Here is a 16,262-nt window from a genome sequence, read left to right on the forward strand (position 1 = left end):
GCGATTTCGTCATGGAATTACTGTAACGACATCGTCTTTACTCGGTTTAAAAAGTGCGTTTAATGCTGCTGATTTGCTCTACACCTATCTAAAAGTATGAATGAAGATTTACTTTTATTGCGACAGCGCCATTACTTTGGACAACATATTATGGATGGCCGGAGACACGCTCAAAAATCGAGCCATTGTAGTTCTAAGCGGTGCTTTGGAAGGACAGATTATTTATAACCATGATTTTGACGGTCGAAGGAAGTAAAGGGGATATTAATCTCAGTACGGCAGTGATCGATGTGATGCCGATGGTAAGCAGTTAGGCGAATAGGTTAATTGTATTGGAGTATGATTCTTCTGACCCAAACACCGATAGCCGTGTCACCAATTCGCAGGTTTATTTAAGTCGCTGATTTTTGACCATTAGCAACCTCGATGTATCTCCAGTCTATTTCACGATAGGGTAAATGTATGTCCCTTATGGAAGATTCGGCAGAGCCATGTTAACGACGCCGTTAACGGTTTTATTAATGCCGATTGAAGCTCGGGCTGCTAGTGTGGGTTAGGTTATACGCAGAACGGCTTTTATAGTTTTATTTATAGCTTTCAAGGATTCAACAATTCTCGTTCTAGGCGCCTTTTCCGTCAGGGCGGTGTAAATACCGGTTACCAAAATGATCATTTCTCCATTGGCGCTGGGTATGTTACCAATATTGCTAATTCGCAGGGAATGCAAGATAAACGCATTAATCCATTTATAATTTATAACGGCCTTTCTTGAGGAAAATATTCAGTATGCTACCTACCTTACAGAGTTCGGCGGATTAGGAGTGACTCCTGGAAGGGATCAACTACAACATTCAGTTCCTGAGGTAGATGGGCATATAGAAGTTATGAAAGGCCCCTTTAATCTAATCCTGAAATATCTTTCCGCGACACGAACTTTTGCACCGCAAGACGTGACCTTTAACGGCGTTGGGGCCTTTATTCGTGCGGGGCACATGCCGAAATTGATTTCACCACGCGTATTCATGATAGCTCTGTTTTATTTGGATTTGCCTATGGGTCAAACTTGGGAAGCACTTACTTTTAATTTACCAAAAAATAGTTATATCTTTAGTAAGTTAGTACTTCTATTTGGAAAAATACAATGGTGGGGCTTGAATATCGTCATGATATTAACTGCAGCAGAACTGTGCTGGCAAGAAGTAACCGGTGCAGGTTTGCCTGTTTGCCTGTTTGCCTGTTTGCCTGTTTGCCTGTTTGCCTGTTTGCCTGTTTGCCTGTTTGCCTGTTTGCCTGTCCCCACAGCAAACATTGGCGGTGCCTGAAACATGGTTATCTTCCAATTTGGTGCCTATTTCTAAAATCATGTTCCCGTTAAATAATGTGTCCCCGACTTCTTTTGAGGCCGGGGTTTTTTATTTTTAGCGGACCGCTTATTCGCTAGAGACAATATTTTTTGTAAGCCTTTTCAAGGCTTCAATATAAGTTTGCTCATCAGGTAGCGTATTATTTCGTTGGGCTTCCCAAATGAAGGTGGCCATCATATCCATGATCAAATGTTCCACCTTATGGGAGTCGCCCACTTTACTCAGCAATTGTTGATAATAAGATTTGATTCCCGAGGGACGATTCGTATTCAATTGTTCCAAGAGCCCTAAATGCAAACTCATATGTAAAAAAGGATTCGTATCAGTGGTGTAGTTTTGATGAAGTTGTTCACTCAGATTATCCAAAACGCTGTGATATTCAGGGTGAACTAGGATCACTGAAATTAGTTGGCTTTCCAGGGGAGAAAGCGGCTCTTTTTTATTATATTTTTCCCAGGTGGCGAAAAATATTTTTCGTAGATGATCGCGTTCGCTCATCATTTTAATAAATCGTTTTGTGGGTATTCACATAAGTCATTAATAAAACACTCGGGGCATTTAGGATGACGTGCGGTACATATATAACGACCATGTAAAACGAGCCAATGATGAGCATCAACAAGATATTTTTTAGGAACCACCTCCATTAATTTATTTTCAACGGCTAACGGTGTCTTTCCAGGAGCTAAGCCGGTACGATTAGCTAGGCGAAAAATATGAGTATCAACGGCAATAGCAGAATGGCCAAAGGCGGTATTTAAAATAACGTTTGCTGTTTTGCGACCAACACCTGGTAGTGCTTCAAATTCTTCTCGTGTTTGGGGTATTTGTGAATGATATTTTTCTACCAATATTTTGCAAGTTTTGATGATATTTTTAGCTTTGGTGTTATATAAGCCAATAGATTTAATATGGTTCTTTAAACCTTCTTCCCCGAGATTCAACATTTTTAAAGGCGTATTCGCTACTTTAAATAGCTCTTTAGTGCTTTTGTTAACACTCACATCGGTAGCTTGAGCGGACAACATTACTGCAATTAATAATTCAAATTCCGAGAGATAAATTAATTCTGAAGTGGGTTTCGCATTCCGAGCTTTAAAGCGACGAAAAATTTCTTCGCGTTCACTTTGATTCATGACATTTTCCTTTTTGCTTGAACGCGAGCCACGGCAATCCGAATAGCCATTTGACGAGCTTCTAATGTTTGCTTAGATGTATTGGCTAATTTGGCCTCCTGATATTTGCGTTGTTGTTCAATTTTATCTCGCACGAGCCTTTTTTGACGTTTTTCATAACGTGAGCGCCATTTGTGCGCCTGCTGTTTTTGTTCTTCAACGGTAATAATAGGGGGAAGTGTTTTTATTTCAATACAATCCACAGGGCAAGCTGGGAGGCACCGCTCACAGCCTGTGCACACATCGGTAATTATTGTGTGCATAAGCTTTGAAGCACCGACAATTGCGTCGGTGGGGCAAGCTTGGATGCATTTGGTGCAACCAATACATTCCTCTTCGCGAATGATGGCTATAGCCGGCGGCTTGGCTTTTTTCTCCATTTTCTCCCTATAGGGAGCAGGGTCCTGACCTAAGCAAGTGGCTATATTGATAAGTGTGTCGATTCCACCCGGTAAACAATGGTCTATCGTAGTTTCGTTATGCACAATTGCTGTGGCGTAAGGACGGCACGCCTTGTAGTTGCATAAACCGCATTGTGTTTGAGGCAATAAGTCATCTAGTTTATTAATTAATTCTTCTTTTGTGCTCATTGAGTTAATTGGGCAGTGGCATCAGGAGTTATTCTTTGAATTAAGGGTTTAAATGGATTGATGGAATAGTTAAGTAACGGTTCTTTAAAATTTGTGAAATTTAATTCATCACAATTGAGAAATATTTCTACCCTTTTGGCAGTGTCTGGTAAAATAGGTTTTAAATAAGTGGTGAGCACTTTAAATAAATTTAATCCTTGCGTACAGACGGCTTGAACGTGATTTTCTTGTCCCACTTGTTTTGCCAACGCCCATGGTTTTTCTCTATCGATATATTGGTTAGCCCGATCAGCGAGTGTCATAATTGTACGCACAGCTTTGTTATAATTTAAGGTTTCATAACATTCTGTAATGGTTTTTTCGGCTTTTATAAAAGATTCATAGAGTGAGGATTCTAGTAGTTCATTAGCTAATTTACCTTCATGATTTTTAGTGACGAAACCGGCACACCGGCTGGCTAGGTTAACATATTTACCAATTAGATCCGCATTAACACGTTGGGTAAAATCCTCCAGATTAAAATCGATATCTTCCACTTGGGGTCCTAGCTTAGCGGCAAAATAATATCGTAAGTATTCGGGGTTCAATCGTTCTAAATATTGACGAGCAGTGATGAATGTCCTTCGAGATTTTGACATTTTCTGACCGTTAATAGTGAGATAACCGTGGACATGAATTCCTGTAGGCAAACGAAAATCTGCACCGGCGAGCATGGCTGGCCAAAAAAGAGCATGAAAATAAACGATATCTTTTCCTATGAAATGATAAAGTTCAGCTGAACTTTCTCTTTGCCAATAGAAATCAAAATTAATTTCGGGGCGTTGCTTAGTAAGGTTTTTTAAACTAGCCATGTAGCCAACGGGTGCATCTAACCATACATAAAAATATTTATCAGCCGAGCCGGGAATTTCAAAACCAAAATAAGGAGCATCGCGAGAAATATCCCAAGCTTTAAGGTCATTTGAAAACCATTCTTTTAATTTATTTGCCACTTGGGGTTGCAAATGACCCCCATTGATCCATTTTTTTAATAAATCGCTATACCGATTTAAAGAAAAAAAGAAATGTTCCGAGCGCTTTTGTATGGGTTTGGTACCCGATAAAGCGGAAACGGGATCAATTAATTCTGTGGGACTATAAGTAGCACCGCACGATTCGCAAACATCGCCGTATTGATTGGGTGAGCCACAACGAGGACAGATTCCGCGAATAAAACGGTCAGGGAGAAATATATTTTGTACTGAGTCATAGGCTTGTGAAATGGTTTCCGTGAAAATGTCGCCATTATTTTTTAATTGTTGATATATGAATTCTGATAATTTACGATTTTCAGGAGAATGAGTTGTATAAAAGTTATCAAAATCAATTAAAAAATCTGCAAAATCTTTGGCGTGTTCTTTATGCATATTAGCTACTAGAACTTCAGGAGGAATGCCCTGTTTTTGCGCAGTAACCATAATAGCGGTCCCATGAGCATCTTCCCCACAAATATAAAGACAGGAGTTATCCATGAGGCGCTGGAAGCACACCCAAATATCCGCCTGAATATACTCCACCATGTGTCCTAGATGGATAGGGCCGTTAGCATAGGGAAGAGCGGCAGTAACTAGAATGTGTCGTTTTTTTCTGTTCATGCATCAGACACTATACTCATTTTATCAGGGATTTTCATCTGGAAGTTGTTAGTTAGGCCCAGTGCGGTAATCTAGCATTTCCGCTTTGGAGAAGGCCTGGGTGAGAGGGAAGACCATCTATGATAAAATTCCCTGCATGAAACAAGCCATCCGTGACAAATTAAAACAACGTTCTATTTCAGCGCATGCAGTGCAAGTGGGACAAAAAGGAATCCCTGCGATTAAAAATATCATTGCCATTGGTTCGGGAAAAGGGGGCGTTGGAAAGTCAACTACCGCCGCCAACCTTGCCTTAGCGCTTTGTAAAGCAGGGGCTGAAGTGGGTTTGTTGGACGCTGACATTCACGGACCCAATCAGCCTATTATGCTTGGGGTCAATGATAAGCTCCAAATGAGTCCTGACAAAAAATTTATTCCCATTCGCCGGCATAACATTCAGTCGATCTCAGTGGGCTATTTGATCGATGCGCAAACTCCTATGATATGGCTTGGACCGATGGTGAGCCAAGCCTTGCAGCAATTAGTCTATCAGACGCTTTGGGAAGATCTTGATTTTCTTATTCTGGATTTGCCTCCCGGCACTGGCGATATTCCCTTAACTTTAGCTAAAAAAGTCCCTTTAGCAGGAGCAGTCATCGTTACCACCCCTCAAGATGTAGCTTTAGCCGATGCAGGCAAAGCCCTCGCAATGTTTAAAAAACTTGGTATTACGGTTTTAGGTGTCATCGAAAATATGGCCACTTATCGATGCCCTCATTGCAACCATGAAGAAGCGATTTTTGGTATAGGTGGTGGAAAAAGAATGGCTGAGGACAACGGTGTTCCTCTATTAGGACAAATACCTCTCAATATCGCTATTCGTAAAAATGCAGATGGGGGGATGCCTATAATTGTTTCAGATCCAGAGAGCTTCTTAGCAGAAATTTATCAGGATATTGCATTTGCGTTGGTGGAACAATTGTCGTTACAGCCCATTAATTATGGATTAAAATTTCCCAATATCGTCGTGGAGGGAACGAAATAATGCCAATTAAGTCAGATAAATGGATTCGCCGCATGGTGGAAACGTATGGAATGATTAATCCCTTTGAACCGAACCAAGTCCGACAAACACCATCGGGAAAAATTGTGTCTTATGGAACTTCGAGTTACGGTTATGACGTTCGTTGCGCGGACGAATTTAAAATTTTTACCAACATTAATGCTTCCATTGTCGATCCAAAAAATTTCGATCGAAATGGATTTGTGGATTTGAAAGCGGATGTTTGTATTATTCCCGCTAACTCTTTCGCTTTAGCTCGCACAGTGGAATATTTTAAAATTCCGCGGAATGTATTGACAATTTGTTTAGGAAAATCTACCTATGCGCGATGTGGAATTATCGTCAACGTCACGCCCTTAGAACCGGAATGGGAAGGGTATGTTACTTTGGAGTTTTCTAATACCACCAATTTGCCTGCTAAAATCTATGCTCATGAAGGAGTCGCGCAAATGTTGTTTTTAGAGTCTGATGAAGTCTGCGAAGTTTCTTATAAAGATCGGGGAGGGAAATATCAGGGTCAGCGAGGAGTAACTCTCCCGATAGCTTAAAATTTAGCGCGTTGAATTCTGGATAATAATCCAAAAAGAGAGCTTCTTATGCGATATTTTAATTTCCCGAAGTTGTTAAGATGGGTATTGTATTAGCCTTTCTTCTCCAAGTACCTACTTCGGCGTGGGCTTGCTTGCTAGCAGGTAATGAGATGAATTATCAGATGTTAACGACATCCTAGTTTCTAGTTAGGATCACTTTTGGTAAAATGATTTCCCGTTTTTAGTAAAAAAACGGACGGGTCGTATGACACGATACATTTTTATTACCGGCGGAGTAGTTTCTTCTTTAGGAAAGGGTATTACTTCTGCATCCCTAGGCGCGATTCTTGAAGCCCAAGGTCTCAAGGTGACTCTTCTTAAACTCGATCCTTATATCAATGTCGATCCTGGAACCATGAGTCCGTTCCAGCATGGTGAAGTATTTGTAACAGAAGACGGAGCAGAAACCGATTTAGACTTAGGACATTATGAACGCTTTGTTAATGCGACCATGACGCGAAAAAATAATTTTACGACGGGTCAGGTTTATGCCGATATCATTCGAAAAGAAAGGCGAGGCGATTACTTGGGTGGAACGATTCAAGTGATCCCCCATATTACCGATGAAATTAAAGAAAAAATTCGTGAAGGTGCTGGCGAAGTGGATGTCGCTTTGGTGGAAATTGGGGGGACTGTTGGTGATATTGAATCATTACCTTTTCTAGAAGCCATTCGTCAAATGCGCATTGAATTGGGAGAAGAACAGACCTTATTTATTCATTTAACTTTAGTACCCTATATTGCTGTTGCAGGAGAGATTAAAACTAAACCCACCCAGCATTCAGTGAAAGAGTTGCGTTCCATTGGTATTCAGCCTGACATTTTAGTCTGCCGTTCCGAAAGATCTTTGCCCGAAGCGGAGCGGGCAAAGATTGCCTTGTTTACCAACGTGGCTGTCCCGAATGTTATTTCTTTATCGGATGTGGAATCCATTTATGAAATTCCTTTAATTTTGCGTGATCAAGGATTGGGATATCGGATTTGTGAAAAATTAAAAATTAAACCCACCCCCGCTGATTTGGATGATTGGAAAAACGTAATAGCGGCGCAAAAAAATCCCCTTCATGCAGTGACTATTGCGATGGTGGGGAAATATGTGGACCTTTCGGATTCTTACAAATCATTGAGTGAAGCGCTGATTCATGCTGGTATTCATTCCAACACGCGAGTTAATATTGAATATATTGACTCTGAAGCGATTGAATTGCATGGAGTTGATTTATTAAAAAATGCAGATGCTATTTTAGTGCCGGGCGGATTTGGCTCGAGAGGCATTGAGGGAAAGATTTTAGCGGCACGTTATGCGAGAGAAAATAATATCCCTTATTTGGGAATTTGTTTGGGAATGCAGGTAGCAGTAATTGAATTTGCTCGTCATAAGGCGGCAATGAAAAATGCCAACAGCACTGAATTCGATTCCGAGAGCCCCTATCTAGTTGTAGCACTAGTGAGTGAATGGTTAGCGAAAAATGGAATGGAAAAACGGAAACCTGGAGGAGATTTGGGTGGAACAATGCGATTGGGTGGGCAAGCCTGCCAACTCAAATCTCAAACCCTAGCTCGACAACTTTATGGCAAGGATATTATTACGGAACGGCATCGCCACCGCTATGAAATTAATAATGATTGGATTGGTGAGTTGGAAAAAAGAGGACTGGTTATATCGGGACGTTCGATTGATAATCGTCTCGTAGAGATGATTGAGCTGTCCGATCACCCATGGTTTGTAGGCTGTCAATTCCATCCGGAGTTCACTTCCACTCCGCGTGAAGGTCATCCACTTTTTATTGGCTTTATTAAAGCTGCATTGACAAGACAGGAAAGAAAAGAATCGATATCCAGAATGCCTCTAGATGAAACGGGAATAAAATAAATTTTTGCACGAATCGAAACGCAGGCACCTCTTAACTTTTTTATGGAGAGACAAATTATCGCTACTAAGCCTAAAGCTTAGCCAGAACCAGGCTGATGACGAAGGACTTTACTTGTTATTTCTTGCTAATTTCTTTAGAGTGTAGTCATGAAAATTGCTGATTTTGAAGTAGGTTTAGATAAACATTTATTTTTAATTGCGGGGCCTTGCGTGATTGAAAGCGAGCAGCTTGTCTTGGACGTGGCAGGTGAGCTTAATTCAATTACCCAGAAACTTGGGATACCTTTTATTTTTAAGACTTCGTTTGATAAAGCGAATCGTTCATCTCATTTGAGTTACCGGGGTCTTGGCATTGAAAAAGGATTAGCCATACTCGAAAAAGTTAAAAAAACAATTAATGTCCCGATTTTAACGGATGTTCATGAAGATACACCATTGAATGAAGTATCTGCTGTCGTGGATGTATTACAAACTCCAGCTTTTTTATGCCGACAAAGTAATTTTATTCGCAATGTTGCAGCCTGCGGCAAACCCGTTAACATCAAAAAAGGGCAATTTCTAGCACCCTGGGATATGAAACAGGTGGTGGCTAAAGCATGGACGACAGGGAATGAAAAGATTATGGTTTGCGAGAGGGGTTACGCTTTTGGTTATAATAATTTAATTTCTGATATGCGGGCTTTGGTTATCATGCGCGAGACTAGTTGTCCTGTAGTGTTTGATGCCACGCATTCCGTTCAATTGCCGGGGGGGCAAGGAGTGAACTCCGGAGGGCAGCGTGAATTTATTCCTGTTTTAGTGCGTGCAGCAGTTGCCACCGGAATTTCTGGAATTTTTATGGAAACTCATCCGAATCCTGATCAGGCATTAAGTGATGGACCTAATTCGTGGCCGTTGGCGAAGATGCAGCCTTTGTTAGAAACGTTAAAAGCTATTGATGAAGTTGTTAAAAAATCAGCATTTATAGAAAATACTCTATCTACTCCAAATTCTGAAAAGGTTTAAGACTCAGAAAAAAATTGGGCATTAAATAAAGATGGAAAATACAAAATGTACCCAATTAAACATTTAATGCTATAGTAATAACATAGTAATAACCATGACAACTACCATTACTAACATTGATGCTCGTGAAATTTTAGACTCCCGTGGCAATCCTACCATTGCGGTGGAAGTTACGTTATCTTCACATGCGCGAGGTTTTGCCGCTGTGCCTTCTGGAGCTTCGACCAGTGAGCATGAAGCCATAGAATTGCGCGATAACGATCCTGACCGTTATGGAGGGAAGGGTGTTTTGCAAGCAGTGGAAAATGTAAATGGCCCTATTCGAGATGCTTTGTTAGGTCAAGATCCCGGCTCGCAGGAAGATATCGATCGCATCATGATTGAATTGGATGGAAGTAAAAATAAAGCCAACTTAGGTGCCAATGCGATTCTGGGTGTTTCATTAGCAATAGCTTACGCCGCCGCCAACGACGCTAATTTACCGTTGTACCGCTATTTAGGGGGCGACGGTCCTTTTAGTATGCCTGTTCCCATGATGAATATCATAAATGGTGGGGTTCACGCGAATAATAATTTGGATTTTCAGGAATTTATGATTGTTCCTCTAGGGGCTTCGACTTTTGCCGAGGCTTTACGTTATGGGACTGAAGTTTTTCATGCGTTAAAGCGCCGTTTGATATCACGGGGGTTAATGACGGCAGTAGGTGATGAGGGCGGCTTTGCGCCAGATTTATCGCACACCGAGGCAGCATTTGAATTAATTTTAGAAGCTATTGAAGATGCTCATTATATTCCGGGAAAGGATATTTATTTAGCTCTCGATGCAGCGAGCTCAGAACTCTATCAAGAAGGTTATTATCTTTTTGAAAATAATAAACTCACCGGTGAAGTGCTAATCAATCGATATATAGAATGGACTAAAAAATATCCTCTTATTTCAATTGAGGATGGACTCTCAGAAAATGATTGGGGGGGGTGGGAATTATTAACTAAACGCTTCGGAAAAAGAGTGCAATTGGTGGGGGATGATATTTTTGTCACAAACTCGAAAATTCTCGAAGAAGGTATTGAAAATGGCGTAGGAAATGCCGTTTTAATTAAACTTAATCAAATCGGGACCTTAACAGAAACGTTAGCTACAGTGGGTTTAGCTAAGAGTGCTGATTATGGCGTTATTATTTCTCATCGTTCCGGGGAAACCGAAGATACTACAATTGCTGATTTAGCGGTGGCAACTACTGCAGGGCAAATAAAAACAGGTTCTTTGTGTCGATCCGACCGGGTGGCAAAATATAATCGTCTTCTACAAATTGAGCGCGAACTCGGTGAACAAGCGCCCTATAGCGGCAGGGAAGGATTTCCTTTTTAAGAGAAAACGAGGTTAAAAATGCGAGCGATTGTTTTAATTCTCGTTGCTTTTTTCTTTTTATTACAGTACGAATTATGGTTTGCAGCAGGTGGTATTTTATCGGCCTATCGCCTTCATGAGAATCTTAATTATCAAATGGCCGCGAACAAAAAATTAGCAGAGCGTAATGCAGTATTAATGGCTGATATTTTTGACTTAAAACACGGTAATCAAGCTATAGAAGAACATGCTCGGAATGATTTAGGAATGATTAAAAAAGGCGAAGTGTTTTATCAAATTGCTAATCCTTAATCCTTCTCAGCAGTTCTAGAAGTTTCCTATGCAGGTCCAGCTTATTCATCAAAAAATAGGGTATTCATAGTTTACGAAGATATTTAGTAACGCTTGGTTTTTAATCCAATCTCGATAAATGTAGAAAATCTTTTCTTTATCGTCAAATTAGATGCAAAATGTTAAGCTTCCTCGATGAAAAATACCTCAGATAAAAAAATGCACTTATTGCTTTCAAACGATGATGGTGTTTATGCCAAAGGACTATCAATTTTAGCTAAAACGTTAAAAGAGCTCGGTTGCGTGGACGTCGTAGCGCCAGACCGTAATCGCAGCGGTGCGAGCAATTCTTTAACTTTACATGCTCCCTTGCACATGAAAAATTTAGAAAATGGGATGATCAGTGTAGAAGGAACACCTACCGATTGTGTTCATTTAGCTATTACGGGAGTGCTTCCGGAAATGCCGGATATGGTGGTGGCCGGTATTAATGATGGGGCTAATTTAGGTGATGACGTTTGGTATTCCGGTACCGTTGCTGCTGCGATGGAAGGGCGGTTTCTGGGTTTGCCCGCACTGGCTGTTTCATTAGCGGGTGAACAATTTCGTTATCATGAAACGGCAGCCAAGGTGGCTCGCCAATTAATTAATCATATTTTAAAAGATCCCTTGCCTCCGAGTACGATATTAAATATCAACGTACCGGATCTGCCCTACCATGAACTAAAAGGTTTTGAAATTACTCGGTTAGGCACTCGACATCGGGCTGAGCCGATCATTCGACAAATCGATCCTCGTGGACATCCTATCTATTGGGTAGGAGCGGCAGGAGCTGAACAGGATGCGGGACCAGGAACTGATTTTTTTGCCATCAACAATCAATGTGTTTCAATCACCCCCTTGCGGGTAGACCTTACTTATTATGAAGCTTTTGATCAATTAGCCAATTGGGTGAAACGGCTTGAAAAATAAGGGAGTCAAATTAGGGTTAATAGTTGTACTCTTGCTATTAATAGTAGTAGTAGGCTGTATGAAAAGTACGGACCTAGCCCCAGTCGTAAACGTTTGGTTGCAGCCCGATGCAAAATCAAGTTTTTATCGAGTTAAATCTGGTGACACCATTTATTCCATTGCATGGGCATTCGGTTTAGATTACCGGGTATTAGCTGCCGTAAATAATTTGAATCCTCTCTATTCGATTCGGCCAGGTGAAGTTTTGCGGATGACAATTATTCCTCGTGGGAAAAAAATTATCCCTCCAACGAGATTGGCTACACAGACGTCGTTTTCGAGAACTCCGTTAAAATACTGGCAACCACCCCATATCGCACGGCCCGTTTCCAGTTGGCATTGGCCTGCACAAGGCCGAATTATCGGACGTTATTCCGTACGAATGATAGGGAATCAAGGGATTGATATTGCGGGGCGATATGGAGAGCCTGTTCGTGCAGCCGCTGACGGGATTGTCGTTTATAGTGGTGCAGGAGTGCGAGGTTATGGTAATCTTATAATTGTAAAGCACAATGAGAGTTATCTCAGCGCTTATGCATTCAACAAACGGATCCTCGTCAAGGAAGGTAGAAGGGTTCGTTCCGGGCAGAAGATCGCTGAAATGGGGCATACTGACGCAGGATGTGTCATGCTTCATTTTGAAATTCGTCGTGACGGCAAACCAGTGAATCCGCTCCGATACTTGTCGTGAAATAATACCGAATTTCATTGAACGTGTCAGTGATGGCATGGTCGGGGATCAAGGTTTAAGGATGACCGTGAAAACAAAAAATAAAACTGCAATAAAAAAACGACCGGCGCGCAATACGAAAAAAGTTGTTCAAGATCACAGTTTAATTTTTGTGAAACAAAAGAAAAAACCTTCAAAAAAGAAGATATTCTTTTTAATAATGTTAAAGAAATTAAAGAAAAAACGCGAAAACATCGTGAGATCCGAAGTTTTGATCCTATACAAATTTATTTACGAGAATTGAGGTTTCAACCTTTATTTAAGTGCAAAAGAAGAATTAAAAATAGCACGACATAGCACGACGCGTGCATAAAGGCGACAAAGAAGCTCGTAAACAAATGATTGAGGCCAATATTGCTGCGTTTGGTGGTTAAAATCGCGCGACGCGGCATTATGTTAATCGAGGATTGCCTTTTCTCGATTTAATCGAAGAATAATCGAAGAAGGGAATTTAGGTTTAATAATCACGGTCGAAAAATTTAATCCTGAGCGAGGATTTCGTTTTTCTACTTATGCCACTTAGTAGATTCGTCAAACTATCGAAAGAGCTATTATGAATCAAAGTCGAACTATGCGGTTGCCTATTCACATCATTAAAGAATTAATATTTACTTACGCGCCAAAAAAAACTAACCCAAGAAATTGACCACGGAGCAACTCCAGAGGAAGTGGCTAATTTAGTCGATAAGCCGGTGGAAGATATTCGTTAGATTATGGATTTAGCGCCGAGTACAATGATCTACTGACATTCCCATTTTGGAAGATGGACAGAAGTTGGTGGTCGATACTTTGACGGACGACAATAACATCGATCCTGCTAAATTAATTCAAGATATCGATTTTCACGACCACATTCAACGTTGGTTAAATCAGTTGGATGAACGCTAACGTCAGGTTGTGATTCTTCGTTTTGGTTTGCGAGAGAATGAAAAAGACACCTTAGAGGCAAGTAGGTAGAGCCAGTGGGTTTGACACGCGTGAGCGCGTTCGTCAAATTCAAATAGACGCCCTAGAACAGCTGAGACATATTATAGAAATTGAGGGCGTAACTGGCGAAGAAGTGGAAGATTAAAATTTTTTCTGCCGTTTTTGCAGTTCCGAAATAGATTAGGTTTTGGCGATTGCGTAAGAGATATCCATGTGTAATTGCCGTCTGATTTGTGAAGTAATAAAAATACCCCGTAATGTTTGGTGGGATTCATTTTCGTTTATGATAATAAGCGCATAATGCGTGCGTAAATTTTTTTAACATAACGATGATGTTGCCGACTTTTGCGTGTTCCAACGTGTGCATATCAAACGCATAGATTTTATCAAGCGGGTGTCATGACTATTTTTATTAGAATGTGAGAACGTTTAATCCATCTTTCTTGGCTGATTTTAATGGGTAGTTCGCCTAAGAAATCTTCAGATCTGACAAATAATGTTGTCATTTTCATTTCGCACTAAGAGTAAATGAACACCATAGACTTTTATGGCATTCAAGGCATCATCGATGGGGTTCCTCAGGACCGACTGTGCACGCGGGGCGTTTGTGAAAAATCGGTCATTACGGCTAATGCGGGATCATCAAGATGTGCTAACTCTGGTAATTTATGCGAACGGAAGAAAGTTGTTTCAGGCGAGAGCTTAATGGTTTTTAAAGATTCATAGCGTGCCATGAAAAGAGTCCTTAGTCCTTATTCTAAATTTTTAAATAATTATATCAAGCGATACAGAGCTTAGCATCTACAGTGGCCAGTCCTCAAAAATCCCTACGATTGCGCGCTGATCGCGCAATAAAAGATGAAAACAATATTAGAATAAATGCTAAGATTGCCCAATTTCGAAGAGGACTAATGATGACGAAACCTGAAAAACCTCAAGCTTCTACACGGCGACGTTATGAAATAACTCAGGAGGATTTGCCTCTTTCCTGTCCTATGCCCGAAGATCGTCTCTGGGACGCGCATCCTCGGGTTTACTTACCTATTGAGAGCGAGGGTCACTTTGTCTGCCCTTATTGCGAAGCAGAATATATTTTGAAAGATTTTAAAAAATTTAAGGAAAAAGCTGAAACGTAATTTATGAAAAATAATAGAAAAATATTGATTATCGGGGCTGCCTGGGTAGGTGATATGGTTATGGCCCAAACGTTGTTTAAGCTACTTAAACAACGAATGCCTGAGTGCCAAATCGATGTTTTAGCGCCCGCGTGGACTAAACCGTTGTTGGATCGGATGCCTGAAGTTCAGGAGTCCTTAGATTCTCCTTTTGGTCATGGGGAATTTCGCTTGATGGATCGTTATCGCCTTGGTTTAACTTTGCGCGAGCGTCGATATGACCAGGCTATCGTATTACCTAACTCCTATAAATCAGCGTTAGTTCCCTGGTTTGCAAAAGTTCCATGGCGTACGGGGTGGATGAGGGAAATGCGCTATGCTCTTTTAAACGATGTTCGATATTTAAATAAAAAACAGTTACCCTTAATGATTCAACGCTTTATTGCCTTGGGATTAGAGAAAGGCGAATCTTTACCGGATGAGCTTCCTCATCCTGAATTACAAATCTCAGAGTCGAATGTAAATACAACTCTTCATCGATTCTCTCTATCCGCCGACACTCCTATTCTTTCCTTGTGTCCGGGAGCTGAATTTGGGCCTTCTAAACAGTGGCCTGTTGCCTATTTTGCTGAAGTGGCGAATGTTAAATTAGCTGAAGGATGGCAGGTCTGGTTATTTGGTTCTGCGAAAGATAAATCGGTGACTGACTCAATTGTTTCTTTGGTGAGCCGTCCTATCGAAAATCTTGCTGGAGTCACTCAATTGAGTGAAGCCGTGGATTTATTGTCCTTAGCCTCTTTGGTGGTGACTAATGATTCTGGTCTCATGCACATCGCAGCAGCGCTTCAGCGGCCTCTTGTTGCAGTGTATGGTTCTACTTCGCCTGATTTTACTCCGCCGTTGTCCTCTCAGGCAAAGATTTTGAAATCGTCCCTATCATGCAGTCCCTGCTTTAAGCGTCATTGTCCCTATGGACACCATCGCTGCATGGAAGAATTAACGCCGAGACGTCTCTTGGAACTCGCGGATAATTATAACCATTTCTTTTTCTTAAAAAATTTATAGGGTAACCAAGCGGCTACTAACATGAGCAAAATCGTAAATGGATATCCTAATCGCCAAGAGAGTTCAGGCATGTGAATAAAATTCATACCATAAATGCTAGCGATTAATGTTGGTAGTAAGAGAATAACAAGCCGCAATAGAAAATATTTTTATAATATTATTTTGTTCTATATTGACCATTCCCAAAGTAGCGTCCAATAAAAAATTAACTTTGTTAGTAAAAAAGAAAAATAACGCAATCCGTGAGTGAATTAATGTCCTTAGTAAGGGGGTGGTTAATTCGGCTTTGAGTTGGGCATCGGGAGGCGGCGAAACATTTTTAATCAGAAAAAGAAATTAGGCGACTAAAAGTGATTAAACTTTCTTTGTACTTTTGTGCTTAGATCACTGCTGGCTCCGATATCCTGCAAATGATACTGAAAATCACGCTTTTCTGGAAATTTTTCTTTTTGTGAACTAAATATAATTTGCGAATAATTTTCTAAGCGATGAGAAATATTTT

General features: G+C 40.7%; 17 protein-coding genes and 1 pseudogene. 12 read left to right on the plus strand and 6 right to left on the minus strand.

Annotation, left to right across the window (positions count from 1 at the left end; genetic code table 11):
* Positions 1-821 precede the first annotated feature (821 nt).
* The gene (locus CleRt_RS11205) at positions 822-1,322 is read left to right on the plus strand and encodes a hypothetical protein (protein WP_053097815.1); all 501 of its coding nucleotides are present in this window, start codon (positions 822-824) and stop codon (positions 1,320-1,322) included.
* A gap of 108 nt (positions 1,323-1,430) precedes the next feature.
* Here CleRt_RS11205 and CleRt_RS01090 read toward each other — a convergent pair whose 3' ends face one another.
* The 4 genes from CleRt_RS01090 to metG are packed head-to-tail and all read right to left on the minus strand — an operon-like array spanning position 1,431 to position 4,763.
* Positions 1,431-1,865 (minus strand): DUF1841 family protein, encoded by a 435-nt coding sequence (locus CleRt_RS01090; protein ID WP_048874876.1) that lies wholly within the window; start codon positions 1,863-1,865, stop codon positions 1,431-1,433.
* Positions 1,862-2,500, minus strand: a complete 639-nt coding sequence (nth, locus tag CleRt_RS01095; protein ID WP_048874877.1) for an endonuclease III — start codon at positions 2,498-2,500, stop codon at positions 1,862-1,864. Before nth ends, CleRt_RS01090 begins: the two co-directional genes overlap by 4 nt.
* A complete protein-coding gene (locus tag CleRt_RS01100) occupies positions 2,497-3,129 on the minus strand; it encodes an RnfABCDGE type electron transport complex subunit B (protein ID WP_048874878.1) in 633 nt (210 codons plus the stop codon). The genes nth and CleRt_RS01100 overlap by 4 nt, the downstream gene beginning before the upstream one ends.
* Positions 3,126-4,763: a methionine--tRNA ligase gene (metG, locus tag CleRt_RS01105; RefSeq protein WP_048874879.1), complete on the minus strand. Its 1,638-nt coding sequence runs from the start codon at positions 4,761-4,763 to the stop codon at positions 3,126-3,128. Before metG ends, CleRt_RS01100 begins: the two co-directional genes overlap by 4 nt.
* A gap of 136 nt (positions 4,764-4,899) precedes the next feature.
* On the opposite strand from metG, the gene CleRt_RS01110 reads away from it, so the two are divergent.
* The 9 genes and pseudogenes from CleRt_RS01110 to CleRt_RS10650 form a co-directional block, all read left to right on the plus strand.
* The gene (locus CleRt_RS01110; protein WP_048874880.1) at positions 4,900-5,787 is read left to right on the plus strand and encodes an Mrp/NBP35 family ATP-binding protein; all 888 of its coding nucleotides are present in this window, start codon (positions 4,900-4,902) and stop codon (positions 5,785-5,787) included.
* Positions 5,787-6,353, plus strand: coding sequence for a dCTP deaminase (gene dcd / locus CleRt_RS01115; protein WP_048874881.1), 567 nt, complete (start codon positions 5,787-5,789; stop codon positions 6,351-6,353). Before CleRt_RS01110 ends, dcd begins: the two co-directional genes overlap by 1 nt.
* A gap of 247 nt (positions 6,354-6,600) precedes the next feature.
* Positions 6,601-8,268 carry a CTP synthase gene (gene pyrG / locus CleRt_RS01120; RefSeq protein WP_048874882.1) on the plus strand — a complete coding sequence of 556 codons (1,668 nt, stop codon included), beginning with the start codon at positions 6,601-6,603 and terminating at the stop codon, positions 8,266-8,268.
* A gap of 147 nt (positions 8,269-8,415) precedes the next feature.
* Positions 8,416-9,273 (plus strand): 3-deoxy-8-phosphooctulonate synthase, encoded by an 858-nt coding sequence (kdsA, locus tag CleRt_RS01125; RefSeq protein WP_048874883.1) that lies wholly within the window; start codon positions 8,416-8,418, stop codon positions 9,271-9,273.
* Between the two features lie 94 nt (positions 9,274-9,367).
* The gene (gene eno / locus CleRt_RS01130; RefSeq protein ID WP_048874884.1) at positions 9,368-10,642 is read left to right on the plus strand and encodes a phosphopyruvate hydratase; all 1,275 of its coding nucleotides are present in this window, start codon (positions 9,368-9,370) and stop codon (positions 10,640-10,642) included.
* 18 nt (positions 10,643-10,660) lie between these two features.
* The gene (gene ftsB / locus CleRt_RS01135) at positions 10,661-10,933 is read left to right on the plus strand and encodes a cell division protein FtsB (RefSeq protein WP_048874885.1); all 273 of its coding nucleotides are present in this window, start codon (positions 10,661-10,663) and stop codon (positions 10,931-10,933) included.
* A 198-nt stretch (positions 10,934-11,131) separates the two neighbouring features.
* Positions 11,132-11,884 (plus strand): 5'/3'-nucleotidase SurE, encoded by a 753-nt coding sequence (gene surE, locus CleRt_RS01140; protein WP_048875753.1) that lies wholly within the window; start codon positions 11,132-11,134, stop codon positions 11,882-11,884.
* A 58-nt stretch (positions 11,885-11,942) separates the two neighbouring features.
* A complete protein-coding gene (locus tag CleRt_RS01145) occupies positions 11,943-12,614 on the plus strand; it encodes a peptidoglycan DD-metalloendopeptidase family protein (RefSeq protein ID WP_048875754.1) in 672 nt (223 codons plus the stop codon).
* An 82-nt stretch (positions 12,615-12,696) separates the two neighbouring features.
* Positions 12,697-13,725 (plus strand): annotated as a pseudogene (locus CleRt_RS10650) (sigma-70 family RNA polymerase sigma factor); the annotation flags it as partial.
* A gap of 433 nt (positions 13,726-14,158) precedes the next feature.
* Here CleRt_RS10650 and CleRt_RS11210 read toward each other — a convergent pair.
* Entirely contained in the window at positions 14,159-14,314 is a 156-nt protein-coding gene (locus CleRt_RS11210; RefSeq protein ID WP_235379121.1) for a hypothetical protein, read from the minus strand.
* 177 nt (positions 14,315-14,491) lie between these two features.
* Between CleRt_RS11210 and CleRt_RS01165 the strand changes: the two genes are divergently transcribed.
* Positions 14,492-14,716, plus strand: a complete 225-nt coding sequence (locus tag CleRt_RS01165; protein WP_048875755.1) for a zinc-finger domain-containing protein — start codon at positions 14,492-14,494, stop codon at positions 14,714-14,716.
* 3 nt (positions 14,717-14,719) lie between these two features.
* The gene (gene waaF / locus CleRt_RS01170) at positions 14,720-15,760 is read left to right on the plus strand and encodes a lipopolysaccharide heptosyltransferase II (protein WP_048874887.1); all 1,041 of its coding nucleotides are present in this window, start codon (positions 14,720-14,722) and stop codon (positions 15,758-15,760) included.
* Here the strand turns inward: waaF and CleRt_RS10655 are convergent.
* Positions 15,727-15,846: a CorA family divalent cation transporter gene (locus tag CleRt_RS10655; RefSeq protein WP_200899568.1), complete on the minus strand. Its 120-nt coding sequence runs from the start codon at positions 15,844-15,846 to the stop codon at positions 15,727-15,729. The genes waaF and CleRt_RS10655 overlap by 34 nt on opposite strands.
* Between the last annotated feature and the right edge of the window lie 416 nt (positions 15,847-16,262).

It is taken from the genome of Candidatus Coxiella mudrowiae (genome assembly GCA_001077715.1).
GTDB lineage: Bacteria > Pseudomonadota > Gammaproteobacteria > Coxiellales > Coxiellaceae > Coxiella > Coxiella mudrowiae.

Excerpts from the sequence above, each read along its gene's own strand:
- kdsA (WP_048874883.1), top strand. The coding sequence starts at position 8,416 with ATGAAAATTGCTGATTTTGAAGTAGGTTTAGATAAACATTTATTTTTA.
- CleRt_RS01145 (WP_048875754.1), top strand. The coding sequence starts at position 11,943 with ATGAAAAGTACGGACCTAGCCCCAGTCGTAAACGTTTGGTTGCAGCCC.
- dcd (WP_048874881.1), top strand. The coding sequence starts at position 5,787 with ATGCCAATTAAGTCAGATAAATGGATTCGCCGCATGGTGGAAACGTAT.
- nth (WP_048874877.1), bottom strand. The coding sequence starts at position 2,500 with ATGAATCAAAGTGAACGCGAAGAAATTTTTCGTCGCTTTAAAGCTCGG.
- CleRt_RS01100 (WP_048874878.1), bottom strand. The coding sequence starts at position 3,129 with ATGAGCACAAAAGAAGAATTAATTAATAAACTAGATGACTTATTGCCT.
- CleRt_RS01110 (WP_048874880.1), top strand. The coding sequence starts at position 4,900 with ATGAAACAAGCCATCCGTGACAAATTAAAACAACGTTCTATTTCAGCG.
- waaF (WP_048874887.1), top strand. The coding sequence starts at position 14,720 with ATGAAAAATAATAGAAAAATATTGATTATCGGGGCTGCCTGGGTAGGT.
- pyrG (WP_048874882.1), top strand. The coding sequence starts at position 6,601 with ATGACACGATACATTTTTATTACCGGCGGAGTAGTTTCTTCTTTAGGA.
- surE (WP_048875753.1), top strand. The coding sequence starts at position 11,132 with ATGCACTTATTGCTTTCAAACGATGATGGTGTTTATGCCAAAGGACTA.
- CleRt_RS01165 (WP_048875755.1), top strand. The coding sequence starts at position 14,492 with ATGATGACGAAACCTGAAAAACCTCAAGCTTCTACACGGCGACGTTAT.
- ftsB (WP_048874885.1), top strand. The coding sequence starts at position 10,661 with ATGCGAGCGATTGTTTTAATTCTCGTTGCTTTTTTCTTTTTATTACAG.
- metG (WP_048874879.1), bottom strand. The coding sequence starts at position 4,763 with ATGAACAGAAAAAAACGACACATTCTAGTTACTGCCGCTCTTCCCTAT.
- CleRt_RS01090 (WP_048874876.1), bottom strand. The coding sequence starts at position 1,865 with ATGATGAGCGAACGCGATCATCTACGAAAAATATTTTTCGCCACCTGG.
- CleRt_RS10655 (WP_200899568.1), bottom strand. The coding sequence starts at position 15,846 with ATGAATTTTATTCACATGCCTGAACTCTCTTGGCGATTAGGATATCCA.
- eno (WP_048874884.1), top strand. The coding sequence starts at position 9,368 with ATGACAACTACCATTACTAACATTGATGCTCGTGAAATTTTAGACTCC.
- CleRt_RS11210 (WP_235379121.1), bottom strand. The coding sequence starts at position 14,314 with ATGGCACGCTATGAATCTTTAAAAACCATTAAGCTCTCGCCTGAAACA.